Source organism: Pseudarthrobacter sp. W1I19 (assembly GCF_030817835.1).
GTDB lineage: Bacteria > Actinomycetota > Actinomycetes > Actinomycetales > Micrococcaceae > Arthrobacter.
The window spans coordinates 1,746,598-1,767,552 of sequence record NZ_JAUSZR010000001.1; the positions used below are offsets into that span (position 1 = coordinate 1,746,598).

Sequence of the window (20,955 nt, forward strand, 5' to 3'; positions counted from 1 at the left end):
ATATGTATTTGACGCAGCCATCGGCAAAGCCGGATACAAGCTACCAGTGACGAGGTAGGAAGACCTGAAATTTCCTAGGATCTTGCCAGACCATCAAAGACGTCACCAGATGGCCGAAAAGTCGAAGCCCCACCAACGGCAAAACGCTGATGGGGCTTCCCCTTTGCCCTGAAACAGGTTGCCCCGAGACGGGTCGCCCTGAACCAGTTTCCCTGGACCAGGGCGCCGTCCGTCAGGCCTGGGCGGGCTCCTCGGTGGCGGCCAGGGCCACGTCACTCACGGTCAGTTCGCCGTCGCCCACCACCAGGGTGATCTCGCGGGCGTTCGACGCAGCCTTCAGGTCGGCAAGCCCAGCCTTCAGTTGCGTGGTCAGGGCCTCGGAGGCCGTGATGGTGGCGGACAGGACCTCTGTGCGCTGCTTCACCTTGGCCTCGGACTTGGCTTTGCGGACGCCGCTGAGCGCAACACCCACGGTGGCCAGCATGGTGGTGTCCCCGCCCGGCACGTCCAGCGGGGCAGGCCACTGGGCGCGGTGGACCGAACCGTTCCGCCACCATCCCCAAACCTCTTCGGTGGCGAAAGGCAGGAAGGGCGCGAACAGGCGCAGCAGGGTGTCCAGGCTGGTGGCCAGGGCCGCGAGGACGGAGGCCTGTTCGGCTTCGCCGGCAGCGCCGTAGGCCCGGTCCTTGATGAGCTCCACGTAGTCGTCCGTGAACTGCCAGAAGAAGCTTTCGGTGATCTGCAGTGCGCGCGCGTAGTCGTAGTTCTCGAACGCTTTCGTGGACTGCGCCACAACATCTGCAAGCTGGGCGAGGACGGCCCGGTCCAGGGGGTTGGACAGCACCGAGAGGTCAGCGGAAAGCACTGATGCTTCGGTGGCGCCGAGGTTCAGCACGAACTTCGAGGCGTTCAGCAGCTTGATGGCCAGGCGCCGGCCGATCTTCATCTGGGCAATCTCGTAGGCGGTATCCGCGCCGAGCTTAGCGGAGGCGGCCCAGTAACGGACAGCATCGGAGCCGTATTCCTCCAGCACATCGGTGGGGACCACCACGTTGCCCTTGGACTTGGACATCTTCTTGCGGTCCGGGTCCAGGATCCAGCCCGAGATGGCGGCGTGCTTCCACGGCGCACTGTTCTCCAGGGCGTCGGCGCGGACCACCGAGGAGAAGAGCCAGGTCCGGATGATGTCGTGGCCCTGCGGGCGGACGTCAAACGGGAATACCTTGGCGAACAGTTCCGCGTCGCGCTTCCAGCCGCCCACAATGTTCGGCGTCAGGGAGGAGGTGGCCCACGTGTCCAGGATGTCGGCGTCGCCGGTGAAACCGTTGGGAACATCGCGCTGTGCCTCGTCGAAGCCCGGGGCGGCATCCGCTGCCGGGTCAACCGGCAGCTGCTCGTCGGACGGAACGATGGGGGAGTCGTAGTCCGGGTTGCCGTCGGCATCCAGCGGGTACCAGACGGGGATGGGCACACCAAAGAAGCGCTGCCGCGATACCAGCCAGTCGCCGTTCAGGCCGGAAATCCAGTTCTCGTAGCGGGAGCGCATAAAGGCGGGGTGGAAGTCGATTTCCTGCCCCCGCGCGATGAGTCGTTCACGGCGGTCCTCGTCCCGTCCACCGTTGCGGATGTACCACTGGCGGGAGGTGACAACCTCAAGGGGCTTGTCGCCCTTTTCGTAGAAGTTCACGGGGTGCATGATCTTCTTCGGCTCGCCGTCCAGCAGTTCGGCGGCGGTGAGGAGCTTCACCACCTCCTCTTTGGCGCTGAACACGGTCTTGCCGGCGATGGCGGCAAAGGCTTCACGGCCGATGTCGGTGGTGATCCACTCAGGGGCCTCGCTGACGATCCGGCCGTCCCTGCCCACGATGGCCCGTGTCGGCAACTGCAGTTCGCGCCACCAGGTGACGTCCGTCAGGTCGCCGAAGGTACACACCATCGCGATGCCTGAGCCTTTGTCCGCCTTGGCCAGCGGGTGGGCCTTCACTTCGACCTCGACGCCGAACACCGGGGACGTGACCTTCTTGCCGAACAGCGGCTGGTACCGTTCGTCGTCGGGATTTGCCACCAGGGCCGCACAGGCGGCCAGCAGTTCGGGACGGGTGGTCTCGATGTAGATCCGCTCGCCGTCCTCAGTGAAGAAGGGGTACCGGTAGTAGGCGCCCGGCACTTCGCGGTCCTCGAGCTCGGCCTGGGCCACGGCAGTGCGGAAGGTGACATCCCAGAGGGTGGGCGCCTCGGCCATGTAGGCGTCGCCGGCCGCAAGGTTGGCCAGGAACGCGCGCTGCGAAACCGCCCTGGAGTTGTCGTCGATGGTGCGGTAGGTCAGTTCCCAGTCCACGGACAGGCCAAGCGTCTGGAAGAGGTTTTCGAAGACCTTCTCGTCCTCAACGGCCAGCTCTTCACACAGCTCGATGAAGTTCCGGCGGGAGACCACGTCAAAATCCCGCTGGTTCTTGGCAGGCTGGGTCGGAGGACGGTAGTCCGCGTTGTACGGGATGGCCGGGTCGCACCGCACCCCGTAGTAGTTCTGCACCCGGCGTTCGGTGGGCAGGCCGTTGTCATCCCAGCCCATCGGGTAGAAGACGTTCTTGCCGATCATTCGCTGGTAGCGGGCCAGCACATCGGTCTGCGTGTAGGAGAACATGTGTCCCACGTGCAGCGATCCGGAAGCGGTGGGCGGGGGAGTATCGATCGAGTAGACCTGCTCCCGGGTGGTGTCCGGGTTGAACTTGTAGGTCCCCTCCGCAAGCCAGCGCTGCGTCAGGGCAGCTTCGAGGCCCTCGAGGGCCGGCTTGTCCGGAACGTTGATGGGGGCGGTGTTGGGCGTGTCTGTACCCTGTTTGTCTTCAGCCATCTGCCAATTGTTTCATGGCCGCGCACGTCCCCCTGCCCGGCGGCGGGCTGCAGGCGCGCGTTCATCCGGGGAAATACGCCGGGGCGGTCTCCGGGCAGGGAAGGTTAGGGTGGTGCCATGACTTCGGACTTCCAGAAAAAAGCAGCTTTGGTGACCGGCGCGAGCAGCGGAATCGGTGAGGCAACCGTCCGCGCCCTGGCGGCGGCAGGCTGGACAGTCTTCGCTGTGGCGCGCCGCGCGGAGCGGCTCGCCGCGCTGGAAGCCGAGACCGGCGCCGTCGGCATTCCTGCCGATATTTCCGCGGACGACGACGTGTCCCGGCTTCTTGCCCTGGTCACCGAAGCGGGAGGCATTGACACGCTGGTCAACATCGCCGGCGGCGCCCGGGGTGCCGACACCGTGGGCCAGGCGAGCACCGAGGACTGGGAATGGATGTACCGGGTCAACGTGCTGGGCACCATGAAGCTCACCCGGGCGTTCCTGCCGATGCTCCGCGCACACGGCGAGGGAACCGTGCTGAACCTGACCTCCACTGCCGCGCTTGCTCCGTACGAAGGCGGAGGCGGCTACAACGCCGCGAAGTCTGCCCAGCAGGCCATGACCGGGGCGCTGCGGCTGGAGGAAGCGGAAAACAACGTCCGCGTCATCGAAGTGGCGCCGGGGCTGGTGTACACGGAGGAGTTCGCACTGAACCGGCTGGGTGACCGGCAGGCCGCCCAAAAGGTATACCAGGGCGTGGAGAAGCCGCTCACCGCCGCCGACGTGGCGGATGTGGTCAGGTATGCCGTCAGTGCCCCGCACCATGTGAACCTGGACCAGATCGTGATCCGGCCGGTGGCGCAGGCCGCCAACCACAAACTGATCCGCAAGGGCTGACTTACGGCAGAGCCTGTTTTTGCTGCAGTACCAGGCGGGCCACCACCGCGGCATGATCGGTTCCGGGCAGGGTGACGACCTCGACCTCCGCGATACCTATTCCCGGGCTGACCAGCACATGATCCAGGGCCGCGAAGGCCGGTACCGGTGAGTTCACCGGCCACGTTGGTACCAGGCCCTTGCCGGCAGTCCGGGCCGCATCAGTGAGTCCTAGGGCCAGGAGGTCACGGAATTCCCGGTGGTCCGCGGTGGCGTTGAAGTCGCCCAGCAGGATGGTGGGCTCCCCTTCCGGTGCGGCCCGCCACAGTTCCCCCAACTGCCGCAGTTCCGCCCGCCACGTGCGCGTATGCCCGGGGAGCGGGGAATCGATGTGGACAGCTGTCAGGTGGACCGGCGCCGCTACGCCGGGGACTACGGCCACTGCCTGGCTTTGGTAGAACACCGAGCCCGGTACCCGTTCAGCCTGCTCCAGCGGAAACCGTGCAAAGAGGGCGTTCCCAGTGCCGGCCCAATCAACGTCCGGCGCCCGGCCGGGCAGCACGGTTGCCAGGCCTGCGATGTCCAGCTCTTCCAGTCCCTGCGGGGCGAGTTCGGGCAGGGCCAACACGTCGACGTTCCGGCTTTTCACCTCCGCCAGCAGGGCCGCGGCGTCGATGCCCCTGGAGCCCACATTCACCGCCATCACCGTGAGCGTCTGTTTACGGGGGAGTGCTTTCGCGGCCGGTTGGCCCGCGGGGAGGGCAGCGGACTGCAGGTTGTCTTCTCCGGCAGCAGGCACGATCCGGCCCAGCACCAGGCTGAACTGGGCCACGAGCACCCCCGCTGCCAGCGCGGCCACCAGTGACCGGGCGGCGCCGGGACGGATACACAGTGCGACGACGGCGGCAGCCAGCCCCGCCGCCGTCGTGATGAGCGCCGCGGGAAAGAAGGACAACAGCTGGATCCACGGGGTCCCGATGTCCCAGGGAACCAGGCGAAGCGCCAGCAGTACGGCACCCGGCGCGGCCAGGACGGCGGCGGACACCGACCACCAGGACACCCTGCGGGGACGCGGTCCCTGACGCAGTCCGGCCCCGTTCTTCTGCATACGCTCCATTATTGGTGGCCCGGCCGTGGAAATAGTAGACTCGGAAGCGGCTACGACCCGGCTATCACCGGCGAGCTTCCGGAAGAACGCACCAACCGCGATACCTGCGGACGGCGTCAGTAGAACCGGACGGGTAAGCCCGTCACAGCAGTCAATGAGCGGCCGGAGCAGGACGGTTCCCCAGGGAGCCGGCAGCGCCGGTAAGTGAGGTGGTACCGCGGTGGGCGTGGAGTCCGGAAGGACAACACGGCAGCCGTCCTCGCATCCTGAACGGAACGAAAGGCGCAAGCCGGCAGTTCGCCAAGCTCAACCCAGGATGTCGAGAATGACGTATTACCCCAAGGCCTCAGCCTCCGCCAATGGCACCTCTTCCAGCCGCAACGCTGGCGTGTCCGCTTCCGTGAAGTTCCCGGAAATCGAAGAGCGCATCCTCAAGTACTGGGACCAGGACGGCACCTTTCAGGCCAGCATCGACCAGCGCAGCGCGGACGCCCCCGGCGGCGAGCCCGGCAGCAACGAATTCGTTTTCTACGACGGCCCGCCGTTCGCCAACGGCCTGCCGCACTATGGCCACCTGCTCACCGGGTACGCCAAGGACCTCGTGGGCCGCTACCAGACCCAGCGCGGCAAGCGCGTGGAGCGCCGCTTCGGCTGGGATACCCATGGCCTGCCGGCAGAGCTCGAAGCCATGAAGCAGCTGGGCATGACGGACAAGACCCAGATCGAAGCCATGGGCATCGACAAGTTCAACGACGCCTGCCGCGCCTCCGTGATGAAGTACGCCGACGAATGGCGCAGTTACGTCACCCGCCAGGCGCGCTGGGTGGACTTCGATAACGACTACAAGACCCTCAACGTCGAGTACATGGAGTCGGTCCTCTGGGCCTTCAAGCAGCTGCACGAAAAGGGATTGACCTACAACGGCTACCGCGTGCTGCCTTACTGCTGGAAGGACGAAACCCCGCTGTCCAACCATGAGCTGCGCATGGACGACGACGTCTACAAGAACCGCCAGGACCAGACCGTCACGGTGACCTTCCCCCTGCTTGCCGGGGAGTCGGAACTGTCCCGGCGGCTCGCCGGTGTCCAGGCCCTCGCCTGGACCACCACCCCCTGGACACTGCCGACGAACGCCGCGCTCGCCGTCGGACCTTCCATCACTTACGCCGTGCTGCCTGCCGGCCCCAACGGCATCAAGGCCGCCTCCGCGGATGCTCCGGTTACCGGCAGCTTCCTGCTGGCCGCCGACCTGCTGGCCAGCTACGCGAAGGACCTCGGATACGAGGACTTCGAGGCAGCGCAGGCCGCCGTTGTCTCCACGCACACGGGTGCTGAGCTGGAAGGCCTCGCCTACCAGCCGCTGTGGCAGGACTTTGCCGACAACGAAAAATACGGCATGGAGAACGCCTGGCGGATCCTGGTGGCCGACTACGTCACCACCACCGACGGCACCGGCATCGTCCACCAGGCTCCCGCCTACGGTGAAGACGACCAGAAGGTCTGCGAGGAAGCCGGCATCCCGGTGATCCTCTCGGTGGACGAGGGCGCGAAATTCCTGCCGCTGTTCAAGCACGGCGACCTCCACGACATCGTGGGCCTGCAGGTCTTCGAGGCCAACAAGCCCATCACCCAGGTGCTGCGCGCCCAGGGCCGCCTGGTCCGCCAGGCCAGCTACGAGCACAGCTACCCGCACTGCTGGCGCTGCCGCAACCCGCTGATCTACCGCGCCGTGTCCTCCTGGTATGTGGAGGTCACCAAGTTCAAGGACCGGATGTCCGAGCTGAACCAGGAAATCAACTGGATCCCGGGCAACGTCAAGGACGGCCAGTTCGGCAAGTGGCTGGAAAACGCCCGTGACTGGTCCATCAGCCGCAACCGCTACTGGGGCAGCCCCATCCCCGTCTGGCAGTCCAGCGACCCCGAATACCCGCGCACGGATGTGTACGGCTCGCTCGCCGAGATCGAGGCGGACTTCGGCAGGCTGCCGCTGAACAAGGACGGCCAGGTGGACCTGCACCGCCCGTTCATCGACGAACTGACCAGGCCCAACCCGGACGATCCCCGTACCCCCGGAGAGGGCCAGTCGGTGATGCGCCGCGTGGAGGACGTCCTGGATGTCTGGTTCGACTCCGGCTCCATGCCGTACGGCCAGGTGCACTACCCGTTCCAGAACGAGGCCTGGTTCGATACCCACAACCCCGCCGACTTCATCGTGGAGTACATCGGCCAGACCCGCGGCTGGTTCTACATGCTGCACATCCTGTCCACGGCGCTGTTCGACCGGCCGGCGTTCCGCAACGTCATCAGCCACGGCATTGTGCTGGGCTCGGACGGGCAGAAAATGTCCAAGAGCCTGCGGAACTACCCGGATGTCTCCGAGGTCCTGGACCGCGACGGCTCGGACGCCATGCGCTGGTTCCTGATGTCCAGCCCCATCCTCCGAGGCGGCAACCTGGTGGTCACCGAACAGGGAATCCGCGACGGCGTCCGGCAAGTCATCCTGCCTCTGTGGAACGTGTACAGCTTCTTCACGCTCTACACCAACGCCGCCAACGGCGGTTCAGGCTATGACGCGAAGCTGCGCTACGACGGCTATGCCGACACGCTGGACCAGTACCTGCTGGCCAACACCGGTGACTTGGTCCGGAACATGACGGAGCAGCTGGACACCTACGACATCTCCGGCGCCTGCGACGAACTGCGCAGCTACCTGGACATGCTCACCAACTGGTACGTCCGCCGGAGCCGGCAGCGCTTCTTCGACGAAGACCAGGACGCGTTCGACGCTCTGTTCACCGCCCTGGAGACGGTCACCCGCGTGGCGGCTTCGCTCCTGCCGCTGGTCTCCGAGGAAATCTGGCGCGGACTCACCGGCGGCCGCTCGGTGCACCTGGCCGACTGGCCGGACGCCAACCTGTTCCCGGCCAACCCGGACCTGGTGCAGGCCATGGACAAAGTCCAGCAGATCTGCTCCACCGGTTCCTCACTCCGGAAGGCAGCAAACCTGCGCGTACGCCTGCCGCTGCAGGAACTGACTGTTGTGGCACCGGGCGCGGATGCGCTGGACGGCTTCGCCGCCGTCGTCGCGGACGAACTCAACCTCCGCTCTGTCCGCCTCCTGGATGCCGCCACGGCCTCCCCGGAGGAATTCGGGATCCAGCAGAAGCTCGTGGTCAACGCACGCGCCGCAGGTCCGCGGCTGGGCAAGAACGTCCAGGCCGCCATCAAGGGCGCCAAGTCCGGCGACTGGTCCGTTTCCGATGCCGGCGTTGTCACGGCCGGGGGCCTGGAACTGGAACCGCAGGAATATACGCTCGAAACCGTAGTGGCAGACAGCGGGTCCGCGGCTGCGTCTTCGGCTGTAGCCGTCCTTCCCGGTGGCGGCTTCGTAGTCCTCAACACCGAGGTGACCCCGGAGCTGGAGGCCGAAGGCCTGGCCCGGGACATGGTCAGGTCCATCCAGCAGGCACGCAAGGACGCCGGACTCAACGTCAGCGACCGGATCCGGACCTCCGTGACTGCCCGGCAGAACGTCGTCGACGCCCTGCTGGCCAACGCTGAACTGGTAAAGGGCGAGACCCTCACCGTGGACCTCACGGCAGAACCATCGGACGCCGCCGAACCGGTAGTCGCCGTCGAAAAAGTAAAGGCCTGATCCATGACTGACGAATTTTCCGTAGAGAGCGTCTACGCCGAGCTGCTGGGCCGGGCGCCGGAAAACAAGATGGAGCCGCGGCTTGCCCCGCTGTTCAGGGCCATGGATGTGCTGGGCGAGCCCAACAAGGCGTACCCGATCATCCACGTGACCGGGACCAACGGCAAGACCTCCACGGCCCGCATGATCGAATCGGTGTTGCGGGCCCACGGCCTGAGCACCGGGCGTTACACCAGCCCGCACCTGTCCAAGGTCACCGAACGGATCAGCATCGACGGCCACCCGGTTTCGGATGAGACCTTCGTCCGGATCTGGGACGAGATCCGGCCCTACCTGCAGATCGTGGACTCGGAACTGGAGGCTGAAGGGCAGCCCCGGCTGACGTATTTCGAATGCCTCACGATCCTCGGCTTCGCCATCTTCGCCGACCAGCCCGTCAACGTGGCGGTCATCGAAGTGGGACTCGGCGGCATCACGGATGCCACCAACGTGGGAGACGGGCAGGTTTCCGTGGTCACGCCCATCTCCCTGGACCACACGGACCTGCTGGGTGAGACCACCGAAGACATCGCCCATGAAAAGGCCGGGATCATCAAGCCCGGCGGCTACCTCATCAGCGCCGCCCAACCCCTGGACGCGGCGCAGGTCCTCCTCGAAAAAGCCAAGGACGTGGGCGTTCCCTTCAAGTTCGAAGGCGTGGAGTTCGGCGTCGAATCCCGGACCGTGGCCGTGGGCGGCCAGATGGTCACCATCCAGGGCATCGCGGGCCGTTACCCCGACCTGCTGGTGCCGCTGCACGGAGCCCACCAGGCACAGAACGCCGCCGTAGCGGTGGCAGCCCTGGAGGCCTTCTTCGGCGGTGAGAAGGAACTCGGCTTCGACGTGCTGCAGGAAGGGTTCGCCGCGGCCACCTCTCCGGGCCGGCTCGAAGTGGTCCGGACGGCGCCCACCATCGTGGTGGACGCCGCCCACAACCCGGATGGCATCAAGGCATCCGCCGCAGCCCTGCAGGAGGCTTTTACGTTCACCCGCCTGGTTCCGGTGGTGGGGGTCCTGAGGGAAAAGGACGCGGAGGAAGTACTCCGCCAGCTTAAGGAATCCCTGGGCGGCCTGGCGGAGGAGTACTGCTTCACCCAGTCGAACTCGCCGCGCGCCGTCCCGGCTGCCGAACTGGCCGAGCTGGCCATAGACCTTGGCTTTGGCGAGGACAACGTCCACATCGCCGAGAAGCTCGACGACGCCCTGGAATGGGCTGTGGAACGCGCCGAAGCCAATGATGACCTTTCCGGCGCAGTGCTGGTGACCGGTTCCATCACGCTGGTGGCCGAAGCCCGGATCCTGCTCGGGAAGACGGAGGCGTAGGGCATGGCCAAACTGACCAAGGCCCAGCGCGAGTGGCGGCCGGGCATGCCCAAGAAGCGGCGTTCCACCAAGGTGATGTTCGCCTCCACCGTTCTGCTCCTGGAAGCATTTGTGATGTTTTTCGCCACCCTGGCGGTGTTTGGCCTGCGCCGGGCGGAATTCCCGCCGGCGCTGATCCTGGGCGTGGGCATCGGACTGAGCGTGGTGATGATCGTGGCATGCGCCTTCCTCAGCAAGGCGTGGGGCGTTGGACTGGGCTGGATCCTGCAGCTCATCCTGATCCTCACCGGCATCTTCGAGCCGGCCATGTTCCTGGTGGGAGCACTCTTCGCCCTTGCCTGGTGGTATGGAATCCGCACGGGCATCCGGCTGGACCGGGAAGCCGGCCAGCGTGCCCGGGAACAGGCTGAGTGGGAAGCAGCCCGTCCGGACCAGGCTGCCGGGCCGGACCAGCAGCCCCAGGCCACCTGACGCCAGTCCCCGTAGACTTGTCCCCGAAACCCATACCAACGCATTGGAGCAGTTGTGACTATTGAGCGCACCCTCGTCCTGATCAAGCCCGACGGCGTCGCCCGCAACCTTACGGGCGCCATCCTGGCCCGGATCGAAGCCAAGGGCTACACCCTGGCTGAACTGAAAAAGGTGGACGCCACCCGCGACCTGCTCGAACAGCACTACGAGGAGCACGTGGGCAAGCCTTTCTACGAGCCCCTGGTGGAATTTATGCTCAGCGGCCCTGTTGTGGCGGCCATCTTCGAAGGCCACCGCGTCATTGAGGGCTTCCGCTCCCTGGCCGGCACCACGGACCCCACCACCGCCGCTCCGGGCACCATCCGCGGCGACTTTGGCCGTGACTGGGGCCTGAAGGTCCAGCAGAACCTGGTGCATGGCTCGGATTCCACCGACTCCGCCGAGCGCGAAATCAAGATCTGGTTCCAGGGCTGACCCCACCGAGATGACAGATAAGGCCAATGTTCTTCGCGAACATTGGCCTTAGCTGTCATCTCGCGGGGTGGTTTAGAATCCGGAGGTTCCTGCGAAGACCTGGATGAACGCGAAGAAGATGGTGGCGATAACGGCAACGTAGAGCAGTACGGTGATGATCCAGCCGGAGTCGCCGATGATGCGGGCTGCGTTCGCAGGCACCGGGATCACACCGGCGGCGATGTTGCGGACCGTGGTCCAGACGAACAATGGAATCATCGCGGCCCACACGATCATGCAGAACGGGCAAAGGACGTGGATGTCGTACAGGGCCTGGGACCACAGCCACACCACGAACGCGAAGCCCAGAGTGACACCTGCCTGCAGCCCCAGCCAGTACCAGCGGGCGAACGCTGCCCCGGCCAGGAGGGCCATGCCTACCGTGATGATGATGGCGAACGCAACGATGCCGATGAACATATTGGGGAAGCCAAAGAGGGAACTCTGCCACGTCTTCATCACCTCGCCGCAGGAGATCCACGGGTTTACATCGCACACGGTGACGTGGTTGGGGTCCTTGAGGACCTCGAGCTTTTCCAGGACCAGGGTCCCGGAGGCGAGCCAGCCGATGGCCCCCGTGATCACCAGCAGCCAGCCGAAGGGCCGGTTCCGCGTCATGGGTGGAACGGCTCCTGCTGTCCGGGCAGCCGGGTCCCTGTCCTGGTTCAGGCTCCGTCCCGGGGCAGGGGAACCGCTGACGGGGGAGATACTGGGCATGGGTATGGCGTCCTTTTCATCCGGTGCTCCTTGCCCTGATTGTAACGCCGGAGGCTGGACGGAACGTCCAGACGCCGGGCTCGGGCCAACGGCGCATGCCCACCTTCCGCGGCGATTTACCCCGGGTATGAGAGAATGAACGTGGCTGGAAGCCGAACCACATTCGGACTCCGGTCCGGTGGCTTGTTCCCAAGACCGCCAATGATGAGCAGGGCAGGCATCGGTTCCACCGGCGCGCTCCCGCGACTCCATTGGGCGGCACCTGGTTGTGGCACGTAGAACAACGGGTTTTTAGAACATCCCGCCGGCCTCCACGGGCTGCCGCACCCCACTGCCGGTGCGAACCTGGAGGTATCCACTTGACTTCTGTCAACGCCTGCGGGTTTTGACAATATGTGCCCCAATGGGTGCCGGATGTGGCGGTACGTCAGGGGCAGGAGTGTTGCCACATATGGATAATGAACAAGCTTCAGCCGTTAACGAAGACGCACCGGCCACGGAGACCGTAGCCGCAGATGCCGACGCCGCACCGAAGAAAGCCACCAGGACCCGGCGGAAAGCGGCCCCCACAGCCGATGACCCCCTGATTCCTGCCCCCGGTGCCGGGGAAGCGGCCGCTCCCGAGGCCAAAGCTCCCGTCCGGCGCTCGCGTTCCCGCAAGAAGGAGGACGTCGCTGAGCCGCTTCCTGCCTTTGCCGGGGAAGCAGCCACTGAGACCGCCCAACTCCCGGCCGATGCCCCGGCCGCGGATGCCGCACAGGCAGCAGCGGGAGCTCCCGAGTTGCCGGAATCTGCAGGGGAAACAACCCCGGAAACCGCGGTGGAGGTTGAGCCCGAGGCCAAGCCTGTCCGGCGCCGCCGCGTGGCCACCCGTAAGACCTCCGCACCGGTTGCCGCAGAAGCTGCCCCCGCCGCCGCAACCGAATCTGCCGCAGAACCCGCAGCAGCGGAAACTGCTGCCGGGCCAGCCGCCGCCGTACCGCCTGCCGATGAGACCGGCAAGGCTGCAGTGGAAGAAGCACCCGCGGAAGAGCCCGCAGAAGAGACTCCCGCCGCGCAGCCGCCTGCACAGGCGTCGGCAGGGGCTTCCACCGAAACAGCCGCTAAGGAGCAGGCATCCGCCGCTCCAGCCAGCCCCTTCGGCTCCCTGTTCCTGGAACCCGCTTCCCCCACCTCTGTGCTGTTCCAGGCCCCGGACCTGAGCACCGTCGTGCGTCCGGCACCTGCCGCCGCCGCGGAAGCCGGCGAGGACGAAGCCGAGGACACTGACACCGATGACGCCAACGGCCGCCGCAGGCGCCGGGGTCGGGGCCGCCGTAACCGCGGCCGTCCGGGCGAGGGTGAAGACGCTGATCTCGAAGGCAGCGAAGAGGCCGACGCCGATGCCTCCGACGACGCCGACGAGGAGTCTGCAGGGCAGGTGGAGGACGGTGTCACCTCCCGCCGTCGTCGCCGCCGCCGCCGCGGTGACCAGGACCTTGAGCTGACGGGCGGCGGGGAAGACGACCCGCCCAACACCGTCACCCGTGTGCGCGCACCGCGCCCCGTCACCGAGGCGCCGGTCAGCAACCGGGTCACCAGTGTCAAGGGTTCCACCCGCCTGGAGGCGAAGAAGCAGCGCCGGCGCGAATCCCGCGATACCGGCCGCCGCCGCACCGTTATCACCGAAGCCGAGTTCCTGGCCCGCCGCGAATCCGTGGACCGGCAAATGATCGTCCGCCAGCGCGACGACAGAATCCAGATCGCCGTCCTCGAAGACGGTGTCCTGGCCGAGCATTTTGTGTCCAAGACGCAGCAGGACTCCCTGATCGGCAACGTCTACCTGGGCAAGGTCCAGAACGTGCTGCCGTCCATGGAAGCTGCCTTCGTGGACATCGGACGTGGCCGCAACGCCGTCCTGTACGCCGGTGAAGTCAACTGGGAAGCCGTTAACCTCGAGGGCAAGCAGCGCCGCATCGAAAACGCCCTGAAGTCCGGCGACACAGTCCTGGTCCAGGTGACCAAGGACCCCGTGGGCCACAAGGGCGCCCGCCTGACCAGCCAGATCTCGCTGCCCGGCCGCTACCTGGTATACGTGCCCGGCGGTTCCATGACCGGCATCTCCCGCAAGCTGCCCGACGTCGAACGAAATCGCCTCAAGCGCATCCTGAAGGATCGCCTTCCCGAGCAGGCCGGCGTCATTGTCCGCACCGCTGCAGAGGGCGCGTCCGAGGAAGAGCTGACGCACGACATCAACCGGCTGCGCGCCCAGTGGGAGGGCATCGAGAGCCAGTCGAAGTCCACCAAGATCCTTGCCCCGGAGCTGCTCTACGGCGAACCGGACCTCACCATCAAGGTGGTCCGCGACGTCTTCAACGAGGACTTCTCCAAGCTCATCGTCTCCGGTGAGGAAGCCTGGGACACCATCGAGGCCTACGTCACGTACGTGGCTCCGGACCTGGTGGGCCGCCTGGAGAAATGGACCAAGGACCAGGACATCTTCGCCGCCTGGCGCATCGACGAGCAGATCCACAAGGCGCTGGAGCGGAAGGTCTTCCTGCCCTCCGGCGGTTCGCTGGTGATCGACCGCACCGAAGCCATGACCGTGGTGGACGTCAACACCGGCAAGTTCACCGGCAGCGGCGGAAACCTCGAAGAGACGGTGACCAAAAACAACCTTGAGGCTGCCGAGGAAGTGGTCCGCCAGCTCCGGCTGCGCGATATCGGCGGCATCATCGTCATCGACTTCATCGACATGGTCCTCGAATCGAACCGCGACCTTGTGCTGCGCCGGCTCGTCGAATGCCTGGGACGCGACCGCACCAAGCACCAGGTGGCTGAGGTCACCTCGCTGGGCCTGGTCCAGATGACCCGCAAGCGGATGGGCACCGGGCTGCTCGAAGTGTTCGGCGAGCAGTGTGAAGCGTGCGCAGGCCGCGGCGTGGTTACCCACGACGACCCCGTGGAGCACCGGCGCGCCAACATCGTGGCCGCCGAGCACCACGTCCAGCGTGCGGACAGCCGACCGGAAGCTCGCAACGAAGGTCACCGCCCTGACAGCCTGCGCCCGGACAACAACCAGCCCGGTGCCCGCCCGGACCGTAAGCGGCGCCGGGGCCGCGGCGGCCAGCAGCCCGAAGCAGCACCGGCTGCTGCCGTGCAGATCCACACCGTGCACCCCGACCCCTCGGACGCCGAACGGCACGCCAAGGCTGAAGCCACCAGGCTGGCCCTGGCCAACATCGCCGCCGCTGCCCACGCAGCGCACCTGCACGACGACGAGGTGGCGGCAGCCAAGCAGGCGGCCGGGGAGCAGCCCGCTCCCGCGCCGGCAGCTGAAAAGCGCGACGCCGATACCCGTCCGGCTGCCGTGCTGACCTTCGGCGGCGAGAAGGTCGTGCTGCCGTTTGTGGAGCACGCGGAGGAACAGCAGCCTCGGCCGGCACTGACCCTGGACCGGCTTGCCGAAGCGTTCGCCCACCTTGGCCAGCCGGCCACGGAACCGGAAGCGCAGCCGGACACGGAAGCGCGGCAGGAGCAGGCCGAACCGGAGCAGGCGCAGGAGCAGAACCCGCGGGCGGAGCAGGCGGCGCCGGCGCAGCAGTCCCAGCCCGCTCCCCAGCGCGCCGAGGCGCCGGAGAAGGACTACAGCGACCACACGCTCGAGCAGACGCGGCAGCGTCGGCCCCGGCGCCACCGGAGCGCCAGCCGTGCCCAGGGTGCTGCGAACGAAACCACCGTGGAGCAGCATGAGAACGTGGCTGCGGGCGGCACAGGCCATTCCCATGAGGCGAAGGCCCCCCAGCCGGCGGGCACCGAAAAGCCGGCCACCAAGGCAGCCGAAGCGCCCATCATCCTCGGCGTAGGGGTTCCGGCCTCGGAGCTCTAAGGAGCAAGCAACGCTGACGATCAGCAGGCAATGCCCGGCCAGCCACACCAGTGGCCGGCCGGGCATTCCTGTGTCTGCGCCCGGACGGTTCCAAGGCCCAGGGCGTAAGGGCCGCGGTGCGGGTCGCAATGTGTCACCTTCTGTCTTCACCGGTCAAAAAAGCTAGGCTGGGGAACCGACACGGGGTGCCGCGCAGAGAGCCGGCTGAGATCCACACCCGTTGAACCTGTCCGGCTAGCACCGGCGAAGGGATGTCTCTTGTCTGCGACTCTTGCAATGCCCACTGCCACCCCATCAACCGCATCGTCAACGTTCCCCGCCCTCACCCCGCCCGGCCGTCCCGTGCCCCGGGTGCTGTCCATTGCCGGTTCTGATCCGTCCGGCGGTGCCGGCATTCAGGCCGACCTCAAAAGCATTGCGGCATTCGGCGGCTACGGAATGGCCGCCATCACGGCCCTTACCGCCCAAAACACCCATGGCGTCCGGGCTGTCCACGTGCCGCCGGCCGATTTCCTGGCCGCGCAGCTGGACGCCGTCAGCGACGACATCGGCATTGATGCGGTCAAGATCGGAATGCTCGGCAGCGCCGAGGTGATCGAAGCGGTGGGGGACTGGCTGCGCAGGGTCCGTCCCGCCGTCGTGGTCCTGGACCCCGTGATGATGGCAACCAGCGGCGACCGGCTCCTGAAGGAGTCCGCCGAAGCCGCGCTGCGCGGACTCCTGCCGCTGGCCCACCTCATCACCCCCAACCTCATTGAGCTCGCCATGCTGGTAGGCGGCGACGTACAGGAGGACTGGGCCGGAGCCCTGGAACAGGGACGCGCCCTCTCCGCAGCTACCGGGGCCACCGTGCTGGTCAAGGGCGGCCACCTGGACGGCAACGAGTGCCCGGATGCCCTGGTCAACACCGCGGGCCTGCTGTCCGGCGAAGTGGTGGTGTTGCCCGGGGAACGGGTGGCAACGCGGAACAGCCACGGCACCGGCTGTTCGCTGTCCTCCGCGATGGCCACTGTCCAGGCGCGGGTGGGGGACTGGGAAGCGTCGCTCCGTGAAGTCAAGCCCTGGCTGGCAGGCGCCCTCGAGGCCTCCGGAACGTTGGAGGTGGGAACCGGCAACGGCCCGGTGCACCACTTCCACCACCTGCCGCCCATTCCCTCCGAGGGCAGCTTCGCTGCCCGGCTCTGGAGCGAGGCCCAGCCGGACCTGGAGGATATCTACGCCCTGGACTTCATCCGCGGCCTGGTCTCCGGCAGCCTTCAGGAGCAGGAGTTCGCGTACTACCTTGCGCAGGACGCCATCTACCTGAACGGCTATTCACGGGTGCTTGCCCGGGCGAGTGCCTTGGCGCCCACCGAGGCCGAACAGCTCTTTTGGGCCGGGTCTGCCAGTCAGTGCCTGGAGGTCGAGTCGGAGCTGCACCGCTCCTGGCTGAGCACCCGCGCCGTCCGGCCGCAACTTGGCCCGGTGACGAAGTCTTACGTTGACCACCTGACGGCCGCGTCGGCGTCGGGCAGTTATGCAGTGCTGGCCGCAGCGGTCCTGCCCTGCTTCTGGCTGTACGCAGAGGTGGGTGCAACCCTGCACGCCCAGTTCCTCGCCGCCGGCGAACCTGCCGGGCACCCGTACGCTGCCTGGCTGCGCACCTACGCTGACGAGGGCTTCGCCGCCGCCACCCGCCAGGCCATTGCCATCGTGGATGAGGCAGGGCGTACGGCCTCGGCGGCGGACAGGGACGCGATGATCACGGCGTTCAAGCAGTCCTGCCGGCTGGAAGTGGACTTCTTTGACGCGCCGCGGCTGCACGCCTGAACAACCGCCGGCGTGCGGGCCGGTACTATGGTGGGGCAGGGTGCGGACGCCGGACCTGGACTGTGGTACCTATCACAGCAACCCGCCGGGAACCAGCCTCATTTGCGGCCGAAGACAAAATTAGCGTAATCTAGATCTTCGGTGCTTACGCCAACACTTGGGTTACGACCCCACGGCGTTGAGGCACAGCGAGAAACCAGGCTTTTGATAGTCGGTTCCGCACGCAAATTTAGTTATAAACGTCGAGAGAAGTGAGTTCCCAAGTGGTGTACGCGATTGTCCGCGCAGGCGGCCGCCAAGAGAAGGTTTCCGTTGGAGACTTCGTTACCCTGAACCGCGTCGCCGGTGGGGCTGGCAGCACCATTCAGCTGCCCGCGCTGCTCCTGGTTGATGGTGACAAGATCACCACTGCCGCTGCTGACCTGGCCAAGGTAACTGTTACAGCTGAGATCCTGAACGACCTCCGTGGTCCGAAGATTGTGATCCAGAAGTTCAAGAACAAGACCGGTTACAAGAAGCGCCAGGGTCACCGCCAGGAACTGACCAAGGTCAAGATCACTGGTATCCAGTAACCTTCGTTACTGTTCAGGTTTTTCAGCAGATCCCCAGAATTTAGAGGCAGGCATTTCAAATGGCACATAAAAAGGGCGCGAGCTCCACTCGCAACGGTCGTGATTCCAACGCTCAGTACCTCGGCGTAAAGCGCTTCGGCGGCCAGGTTGTTTCCGCCGGCGAGATCATCGTCCGCCAGCGCGGCACCCACTTCCACCCGGGCGCCGGCGTTGGCCGTGGCGGCGACGACACCCTGTTCGCCCTGACCCCGGGCGCCGTTGAATTCGGCACCCGCCGCGGTCGTCGCGTCGTCAACATCGTTGCTGCTGCAGCTGCAGAGTAACAACCAGTTCTGAAGCGGTGGAGCGGGCCTGAGGGTCCGCTCCACTGTTCTTTTAACCGCATTACAATCTTCTTGGCGCCCCGCGGCGTCCAGGAAACAGCACTGAGGAGATCCACGTGGCCAGCTTTGTAGACCGGGTAGTACTGCACGTATCCGGCGGTAACGGCGGCAACGGGTGCGTCTCCGTGCACCGCGAGAAGTTCAAGCCGCTCGGCGGTCCCGACGGCGGCGACGGCGGCAACGGCGGCGACGTCATCCTGCGCGTGGACCACCAGACCACCACCCTCCTCGACTACCACCACGCACCGCACCGGCACGCCAGCAACGGCGGACCGGGCATGGGCGACTGGCGCGGCGGAAAGAACGGCGAGACGCTCATCCTCCCCGTCCCGGACGGCACGGTGGTCAAGTCCAAGGACGGCACCGTACTGGCGGACCTCGTGGGCGAAGGTGCCGAGTTTGTGGCGGCAGCAGGCGGCATCGGCGGCCTGGGCAATGCTGCCCTCTCCTCGCAGAAGCGCCGGGCGCCCGGATTCGCGTTGCTCGGCATCGAAGGCGATTCCAGGGACGTTGTCCTTGAGCTGAAGTCCATCGCCGACATCGCCTTGGTGGGCTTCCCGTCCGCAGGAAAGTCCAGCCTGATCGCTGCCATGTCTGCCGCCCGCCCCAAGATCGCTGACTACCCCTTCACCACACTTGTCCCCAACCTGGGCGTTGTGCAGGCCGGTGAAGTCCGTTTCACCATCGCCGACGTTCCCGGCCTGATCGAAGGCGCCAGCGAGGGCAGGGGACTGGGCCACCACTTCCTGCGCCACGTGGAGCGCTGCGCGGCGCTGGTCCACGTCCTGGACTGCGGCACCCTCGAATCGGACCGCGACCCCCTCTCCGACTTGGCCATCATCGAGGCCGAACTGGAAAAGTACGCCGTGGACATGAGCTACGCCGGGCAGGACGGAGAGGTTGTCCCGCTCAACCACCGCCCGCGCCTGGTGGCACTGAACAAGGTGGACCTGCCGGACGGCAAGGACATGGCCGACTTTGTGCGCCCCGAACTTGAATCCCGCGGCTACCAGGTGTTTGAGGTATCGGCCACCAGCCACGAGGGGCTGCGCCAGCTCGGCTTCGCCATGGCCGGGATCGTCAAGGCCGCACGCGATGCTGTGGCTGCTGCTCCGCCCAAGGTCCAGCCCGCCGTGCTGAGGCCGCGCGCTGTCAACGAATCCGGGTTCAAGATCCGCCGCGAGGAAAAAGGCCTCGAGCCGCTGTTCCGCGTCATGGGGGAGAAGCCCGTGCGCTGGGTCAAGCAGACGGACTTCACCAACGAGGAAGCCATCGGCTACCTTGCGGACCGCCTGGCCAAGCTCGGTGTGGAGACGGAACTGTTCAAACAGGGTGCCAAACCGGGCGACACGGTGGTCATCGGCGAGGACGACGGCGTCGTCTTCGACTGGGAGCCCACCATGATGGCGGGTGCAGAGCTCCTCGCGTCGCCACGCGGCACGGACGTCCGGTTTGCGGACATCGGCGACCGACCCACCCGCAGCCAGAAGCGCGATGAGCAGCAGGAGCGCAAGGACGCCAAGGCAGCCGCCCGTGCCGAGCTGGAAGCGGAGCGCAAGGCCGGCATCTGGACCGAGTCTGTCAGCAGCCGCCGGGTTGCCAAGCCCCTCAAGGAGAGTGGACTGGACGCGGACGATGAGTTCTAGGGCGGCAGCCGCGGATCCGCTCACCCGGTCTGTGGACAGGAGCGTGCTCGCGAACGCGGGCAGGATCGTGGTCAAGGTGGGTTCATCCTCCCTGACCAGCATCAAGGGCGGCATCTCCGAGGAGTCGCTGACGGCCCTCGCTGATGCATTGGCCGCCAAGCGCAACACCGGCACGGAGATCATCCTGGTCTCCTCGGGCGCCATTGCCGCCGGCCTGGCCCCGCTGGGCCTGGCCAAGCGCCCGCGCGATCTCGCCACCCAGCAGGCTGCGGCCAGTGTGGGCCAGGGGCTGCTGATGGCCCGCTACACCCAGGCCTTCGGCGCGCACGGCGTGACCGTCAGCCAGGTGCTGCTCACCGCCGAGGACCTGATGCGCCGGAGCCAGCACACCAACGCCTTCCGCGCCCTGGACCGCCTGCTTAACCTCGGCGTGGTCCCGGTGGTCAACGAAAACGACACCGTGGCCACCCATGAAATCCGTTTCGGCGACAACGACCGCCTGGCCGCACTGGTGGCACACCTGGTCCGGGCGGATGCACTGGTGCTGCTGTCCGACGTCGACTCCCTGTATGACGGACCGCCGTCGCTCGGTGCCAAAAGGATCCCCCTCGTTGAGGGCCCGCACGACCTCGAGGGCGTGTCGATCGGTAAAACCGGCAAAGCCGGCGTGGGCACCGGCGGCATGCAGACCAAGGTCGAGGCAGCCACCATGGCCGCCGGCTCCGGCATCCACGCACTGGTCACCTCAACGCCCAACGCGGCCGCCGCCCTGAACGGCGAGGACGTGGGCACCTGGTTCACCGTCAACGGCGCCCGAAAGCCTGTCCGGCTGCTCTGGCTGGCGCATGTGGCGTCGGTTCAGGGCCGCCTTGTCCTGGACGACGGCGCCGTGAAGGCCGTGCGGCATCACCGCACCTCACTGCTGCCGGCCGGCATCTCCGCCGTGCACGGCGACTTTGAAGCGGGCGACGCCGTTGAGATCGCCAGTGCCGACGGCACGGTGGTGGCGCGGGGGCTCGTCAATTACTCGTCAGCTGAATTGCCGCAGATGCTGGGCCGTTCCACCCGGGACCTTGGCGAGGCCCTCGGCAGCGGCTACGACCGTGAAGTTGTTCACGTAGACGACCTGGTGCTGGTCTGAG

14 protein-coding genes and 1 riboswitch are annotated in these 20,955 nt (G+C 66.4%); of the genes, 11 read left to right on the plus strand and 3 right to left on the minus strand.

All coding sequences use genetic code 11. The features are described 5' to 3' along the window. Window positions 1-232 precede the first annotated feature (232 nt). On the minus strand, window positions 233-2,854 hold the full coding sequence (valS, locus tag QF038_RS08205) for a valine--tRNA ligase (RefSeq protein ID WP_307609686.1): 2,622 nt from the start codon (window positions 2,852-2,854) through the stop codon (window positions 233-235). A gap of 117 nt (window positions 2,855-2,971) precedes the next feature. Here valS and QF038_RS08210 point away from each other — a divergent pair, with 117 nt between their 5' ends. Continuing rightward, entirely contained in the window at window positions 2,972-3,730 is a 759-nt protein-coding gene (locus QF038_RS08210) for an SDR family oxidoreductase (protein ID WP_307609687.1), read from the plus strand. 1 nt (window position 3,731) lies between these two features. Here QF038_RS08210 and QF038_RS08215 read toward each other — a convergent pair whose 3' ends face one another. Beyond that, window positions 3,732-4,817, minus strand: coding sequence for an endonuclease/exonuclease/phosphatase family protein (locus tag QF038_RS08215; RefSeq protein WP_307609688.1), 1,086 nt, complete (start codon window positions 4,815-4,817; stop codon window positions 3,732-3,734). 325 nt (window positions 4,818-5,142) lie between these two features. Between QF038_RS08215 and ileS the strand changes: the two genes are divergently transcribed. From ileS to ndk, 4 genes are read left to right on the plus strand one after another with little or no spacing between them, the layout of a single operon-like run. Next, a complete protein-coding gene (gene ileS / locus QF038_RS08220) occupies window positions 5,143-8,472 on the plus strand; it encodes an isoleucine--tRNA ligase (protein WP_307609689.1) in 3,330 nt (1,109 codons plus the stop codon). Window positions 8,473-8,475: 3 nt separating this feature from the next. After that, window positions 8,476-9,834 carry a folylpolyglutamate synthase/dihydrofolate synthase family protein gene (locus QF038_RS08225; RefSeq protein WP_307609690.1) on the plus strand — a complete coding sequence of 453 codons (1,359 nt, stop codon included), beginning with the start codon at window positions 8,476-8,478 and terminating at the stop codon, window positions 9,832-9,834. Window positions 9,835-9,837: 3 nt separating this feature from the next. Further along, window positions 9,838-10,305, plus strand: a complete 468-nt coding sequence (locus QF038_RS08230) for a DUF4233 domain-containing protein (protein WP_307609691.1) — start codon at window positions 9,838-9,840, stop codon at window positions 10,303-10,305. Between the two features lie 54 nt (window positions 10,306-10,359). After that, window positions 10,360-10,779: a nucleoside-diphosphate kinase gene (gene ndk / locus QF038_RS08235; protein WP_307609692.1), complete on the plus strand. Its 420-nt coding sequence runs from the start codon at window positions 10,360-10,362 to the stop codon at window positions 10,777-10,779. Between the two features lie 72 nt (window positions 10,780-10,851). On the opposite strand, the gene QF038_RS08240 is transcribed toward ndk, so the two are convergent. Beyond that, entirely contained in the window at window positions 10,852-11,535 is a 684-nt protein-coding gene (locus tag QF038_RS08240; protein WP_307609693.1) for a vitamin K epoxide reductase family protein, read from the minus strand. 451 nt (window positions 11,536-11,986) lie between these two features. Here QF038_RS08240 and QF038_RS08245 point away from each other — a divergent pair, with 451 nt between their 5' ends. The 6 genes from QF038_RS08245 to proB all read left to right on the plus strand — a co-directional run bounded on the left by QF038_RS08245 (window position 11,987) and on the right by proB (window position 20,954). Beyond that, on the plus strand, window positions 11,987-15,403 hold the full coding sequence (locus QF038_RS08245) for an Rne/Rng family ribonuclease (protein WP_307609694.1): 3,417 nt from the start codon (window positions 11,987-11,989) through the stop codon (window positions 15,401-15,403). A gap of 171 nt (window positions 15,404-15,574) precedes the next feature. Then, window positions 15,575-15,672, plus strand: a riboswitch (TPP riboswitch). 7 nt (window positions 15,673-15,679) lie between these two features. Beyond that, on the plus strand, window positions 15,680-17,212 hold the full coding sequence (locus QF038_RS08250; protein WP_307609695.1) for a bifunctional hydroxymethylpyrimidine kinase/phosphomethylpyrimidine kinase: 1,533 nt from the start codon (window positions 15,680-15,682) through the stop codon (window positions 17,210-17,212). 263 nt (window positions 17,213-17,475) lie between these two features. Then, complete coding sequence (rplU, locus tag QF038_RS08255) at window positions 17,476-17,784, plus strand: 50S ribosomal protein L21 (RefSeq protein ID WP_091422877.1); 309 nt, start codon at window positions 17,476-17,478, stop codon at window positions 17,782-17,784. 59 nt (window positions 17,785-17,843) lie between these two features. Next, window positions 17,844-18,107, plus strand: coding sequence for a 50S ribosomal protein L27 (rpmA, locus tag QF038_RS08260; RefSeq protein WP_009372867.1), 264 nt, complete (start codon window positions 17,844-17,846; stop codon window positions 18,105-18,107). A gap of 116 nt (window positions 18,108-18,223) precedes the next feature. Then, window positions 18,224-19,813 (plus strand): GTPase ObgE, encoded by a 1,590-nt coding sequence (gene obgE / locus QF038_RS08265; protein ID WP_091422879.1) that lies wholly within the window; start codon window positions 18,224-18,226, stop codon window positions 19,811-19,813. Continuing rightward, entirely contained in the window at window positions 19,803-20,954 is a 1,152-nt protein-coding gene (gene proB, locus QF038_RS08270) for a glutamate 5-kinase (protein ID WP_307609696.1), read from the plus strand. The genes obgE and proB overlap by 11 nt, the downstream gene beginning before the upstream one ends. Window position 20,955 lies beyond the last annotated feature (1 nt).

What these genes read in the sequence shown, in the direction of transcription:
- ileS (WP_307609689.1), top strand. Translation starts at nt 5,143, where the DNA reads ATGACGTATTACCCCAAGGCCTCAGCCTCCGCCAATGGCACCTCTTCC.
- rpmA (WP_009372867.1), top strand. Translation starts at nt 17,844, where the DNA reads ATGGCACATAAAAAGGGCGCGAGCTCCACTCGCAACGGTCGTGATTCC.
- QF038_RS08210 (WP_307609687.1), top strand. Translation starts at nt 2,972, where the DNA reads ATGACTTCGGACTTCCAGAAAAAAGCAGCTTTGGTGACCGGCGCGAGC.
- QF038_RS08230 (WP_307609691.1), top strand. Translation starts at nt 9,838, where the DNA reads ATGGCCAAACTGACCAAGGCCCAGCGCGAGTGGCGGCCGGGCATGCCC.
- QF038_RS08245 (WP_307609694.1), top strand. Translation starts at nt 11,987, where the DNA reads ATGGATAATGAACAAGCTTCAGCCGTTAACGAAGACGCACCGGCCACG.
- QF038_RS08225 (WP_307609690.1), top strand. Translation starts at nt 8,476, where the DNA reads ATGACTGACGAATTTTCCGTAGAGAGCGTCTACGCCGAGCTGCTGGGC.
- QF038_RS08240 (WP_307609693.1), bottom strand. Translation starts at nt 11,535, where the DNA reads ATGCCCAGTATCTCCCCCGTCAGCGGTTCCCCTGCCCCGGGACGGAGC.
- proB (WP_307609696.1), top strand. Translation starts at nt 19,803, where the DNA reads ATGAGTTCTAGGGCGGCAGCCGCGGATCCGCTCACCCGGTCTGTGGAC.
- QF038_RS08250 (WP_307609695.1), top strand. Translation starts at nt 15,680, where the DNA reads ATGCCCACTGCCACCCCATCAACCGCATCGTCAACGTTCCCCGCCCTC.
- QF038_RS08215 (WP_307609688.1), bottom strand. Translation starts at nt 4,817, where the DNA reads ATGCAGAAGAACGGGGCCGGACTGCGTCAGGGACCGCGTCCCCGCAGG.
- valS (WP_307609686.1), bottom strand. Translation starts at nt 2,854, where the DNA reads ATGGCTGAAGACAAACAGGGTACAGACACGCCCAACACCGCCCCCATC.